The following is a 3,890-nucleotide window of genomic DNA, read 5'->3' on the forward strand; positions in this document are numbered from 1 at the left end:
GTTGGCGTTGGCGGTGTTCCTGGTGGCGTTGGTGGTGTCTCCGGTACTAATACTCCTGCTTCTGGTGCAAATTCATGTTCTGATGGGAGTTTTAAGACCCTTAACTCTGTGATCTGTTCTGATGGGGGGACTCATACACTAAAGAGAAGTACTATTGGTGTGTTGAAATTTGGCGATAATGCTATGCATGCAACAGGACAGGTTACTCAGAAAGACGTGTATACCGCAGGTGATAAAGAAGTCTTGTATTTAGTTCGAGGGACAACTGTTGAGTTAGAGAAAGTGTCTATTAGGGGGAAGGCTTTTCCAGAAGGTAGTGTTATTTTGAGTTCTAATGAAAATGATGATGCTAAAAATTTCAATGGTTATCTTAATGCAAAAATGGGGGCGGGGGTATTAGCAACGCTTAATTCAAAAGTTAAGCTAGAAAATTCAAGTATTAAGGAATTTATAGTCGGGGTTGATGCACAAAACGAAGGAAGGATTCATATGAAAGGTGGGGGGATCTATTATAGTCAGATAGGAGCTTCTACTGATTTTGCGTCATTTGTTTTTCTAGATGGAGTGAATTTTTATGCAGTTGGGGTTGGGTTGAACAGTTCTGGTAGATCTGGAATTATGATGCAATCTGGATCGATTAATCTTGATAAAGGGGCGGTGGGAGTTGTAGCAGGGTATAAAGGGGTTGTAAAATTAGATGAGGTTAAGATTAATATTAAAAAGGGGATAAGCGGGCGAAATAGTGTTGATTCTGTTGATTCTACAGAATCTCCAAATCTTATTTTCTTGTCAGATGGGGGGTCTATTTCTTTTAATAAAGGAAAAGTTGAGAGTTCTGATGCAGTTGTTTTGTGGGTTACTCGTGGTATTGACGAGTTTTTAGTCGGTGCAATGGATGATCGTGCTTTCGGAGCTGGTGTTTTGGCGAGTCGTTTTGTTATTGATGCTAATGGTGATCGTAATGATAATGGTGATTCTATTTATACAAAAGATGATATGCTTGAAATGAATGCACTCTATGATGTTTATCACGTTATGGATGATGCTTCTGAAGATGTTCTCTCTACTCTAAGATGGACTGTAGGTAATAGCAATGCTTTGCAATATATGCAAAGTATTACGGGTGATAGGGAGAATAAAAATTATTTTAAGATTAAAGCTGATATTAAAGAATCAACTATTCAAATAACCGGGAAAGATTCTTATGGCATATATTTTAATACGGTATCTTCAGAAGATGAAAAAGAATCAGGTGAAGAAGTAACCGTAAGAAGTTACGACGATAATGAGAGCATGCCGATGGTTCTTTTAAAAAAAGCTACTCTTAGAATTCCAGACGGTGTAGCTATTTATGGTGGTGATTTAAATGGTGCTGTTATTTTAGGAGAGGGTAGTGTTCTTTCGGGTGATCTATTTTTAAAAGCTGAAGCTCATTCTAATCTGTTAGTGCATGCTCATAAATCTTCAATTATAGGTGAAGCTCGTGTTGATGAGAATGCAAATGCTGCACTTTATTTGTCTCATTCAGGATTGTATTTAACAAAAAGTATTCATCATAAACAATCGGAGAGAAATACAAATCATATAGATTCAAAGCTTTCGTTTGTAGATCTTTCAGATAGTAATATTGTATTTTTGCCTCCAAGAAGTGAAGATGAAGGTTATCAAACACTGCAAATTGGAAATAGACGAGATGAAAACACTCTAGGTAGGGGTTTCCGTGCTCAGGGAGATGCTAGGCTTTATGTTAATGTGAATTTTGTTTCTGATAATTTAGATAATGTTAAGCTTGTGTCTGATAAGCTTTTGATTCATGGTGATGTTTCTGGAACAACGAAGGTGTATGTAAATGATACTTCTGTCATCACCACTTTAAATAGCCAATTAGAAAATGGAGCGAAAGTTCAGCGTCAAGGTGTACAAAATCAAGATCGACGGGAGGAAAATAGAAAAAAACCTGCCTCTCTTCAAATTATTCAAGTTTATGGAGAAGCAGAAGAAGATTCTTTTAAACTTGCTAATGAATATGTTACATTGCAGGGATCACCTTATCAATATGTTCTTAGGGCTTCTGGTCCAATGCAATATAGTGCTTCTGGTCCAATAAGATATTCCAGTAGACCAAGAAAACCTGAAAATAGACCTGAGGTAGTGTGGACTTTCAGCTTAGAAAGTAAATTAGAAAATGGTGAGAGGCGGCAAAGTATAGCTCATGGACCTCGTAATCGTATTAGTCCTAAGACACCTTTTGTGCGACCTGTTGTTTTTGATGTTTCGTCATCTGAAGATGCAGGCACTTTGTCTGGGGTAAATAGTTCTTCAGGATTAGATTCTTCATTAGTACCTGATCAAGTTACTGCTTCTGTTTTGCCAGGGAATCCTGAAACACTTGGAAGATCTGATGTAGAAGAGGCTGATGTATCTGTTGGAAATCCTGTTACAACTTCTGAATCAGAAGGACATACTCCATCTGCTTCACTAAGAGTTTTGACAACTGAGGAGACTGTTGATGGAAGTGAAGATACTTCTCTTATTGCTTCTCCTAATGGAACAGATAGTCAGAATGAAGTAGAAAATGCTACAGTGACCCACAGTGATACTGATACAGTTGATGTGAATAGTGATATTACAGAGGTTGGATTAATTCCGTCTCAGGCTGTTATATCTTCTGCTCCTCAATCTTTTACGCCGGAGAGTTCTGGACTTGGAAGGTCTGACACAGGCGATTCTGATGTGGAGTTAGGTCTTTTGGCTGGAATTTCGTCAGTCGCTGGAACTGAAGAAGGTACTTCATCTTCTACGTTAGATGTTCTTCCTGCTGAGCCTTCTGCTCCTCAGTCTTCTTTGTTAGGAAGTTCAGAGACTATAGAACCTACTACTTCTGGAAAAACTGGAAAGCCTAAGGCTTCTTCTTCCTTAGTTAATTCTACTGCGTCTAAGCAAGAGAAGCCTGCATCTAAGGAGATGGGAGATAAACCTGTAGGGCGTGTTCTACTTTCTACTGGCGGAGCCAATACACTTAGATCTGAATCGCAAAACCCTGGGGTTGTATATACTGTTACATCAACCAATGGTATAAAGCAGGAAGGTGGTTCTTCTCAATGTAGTGGAGATATGGGGAAAAATGGTGCGGAGAGATTGCAAGTTGCTTATTCTTGTGCCGATGGAAAATTACACACGATAACAGGACAAACACTGAAGGCGCGTGGTGATACTCAGCATTCTATGCATGCAAAGAGTAATACAGTTGTTAAGTTAGAAACTGCCACTATTGTTGGAGCAGAATCTGATAAAGGAAGTAATTTTGGTGTTACGCCATCAAAGTTTGTGAGTGCTGTGCTTGCAGAAGAAAAAGCAGAGATTGTTTTGGATAAAAACTCAACAATTCAATCTTCTGTAATTGGGCTTGAAGCTAAAAGTGGCGGAAAAGTTAAGATGATTGGTGGAACAGTAGATGCGCTTTATGTGGGTGCTTTGGCAGGTTCTGGATCGTCTGTTAACTTAAAGGATACAAAAATTAACGTGACGGGGAATTTTGCTGCAGCTGGTCTGGTGAGTCAGGCTGGTGAGGTAACCATGGACTCTGGAAAGATTGCTATTGAAAGAGGAGTGGCAGTAAGGTCGGAATCTGGAGGCAGCGTTAAGTTAGACAAAGTTAGCATTACTGCGAAAAAAGCGCAGAATAAGTTAGATTCAGCAGAGAATTTAGAGCGTGCAGCTTTTCTGGTGAGTGATAATGCTTCTGTTGATTTTAAGAACGGAAATGTTGTTACTGATGCCCATGCTGTGTGGGTTATGAAGAGTGGTGATGCTGTTGAGACGGGTTCTTCTAGGAGAAGGAGATCCTCTGACGTTCGTCCTACTATGAATCACGTAAATATCGAGTCTTC

Annotated in this window: 1 pseudogene; it reads left to right on the plus strand. The window is 39.3% G+C overall.

From position 1 onward, the window contains the following. Positions 1–3,890: pseudogene (locus tag ACFIL8_RS08130) on the plus strand (hypothetical protein); the annotation flags it as partial.

The organism is Bartonella sp. AP57NXGY (assembly GCF_042195805.1).
Classification (GTDB): Bacteria; Pseudomonadota; Alphaproteobacteria; order Rhizobiales; family Rhizobiaceae; genus Bartonella.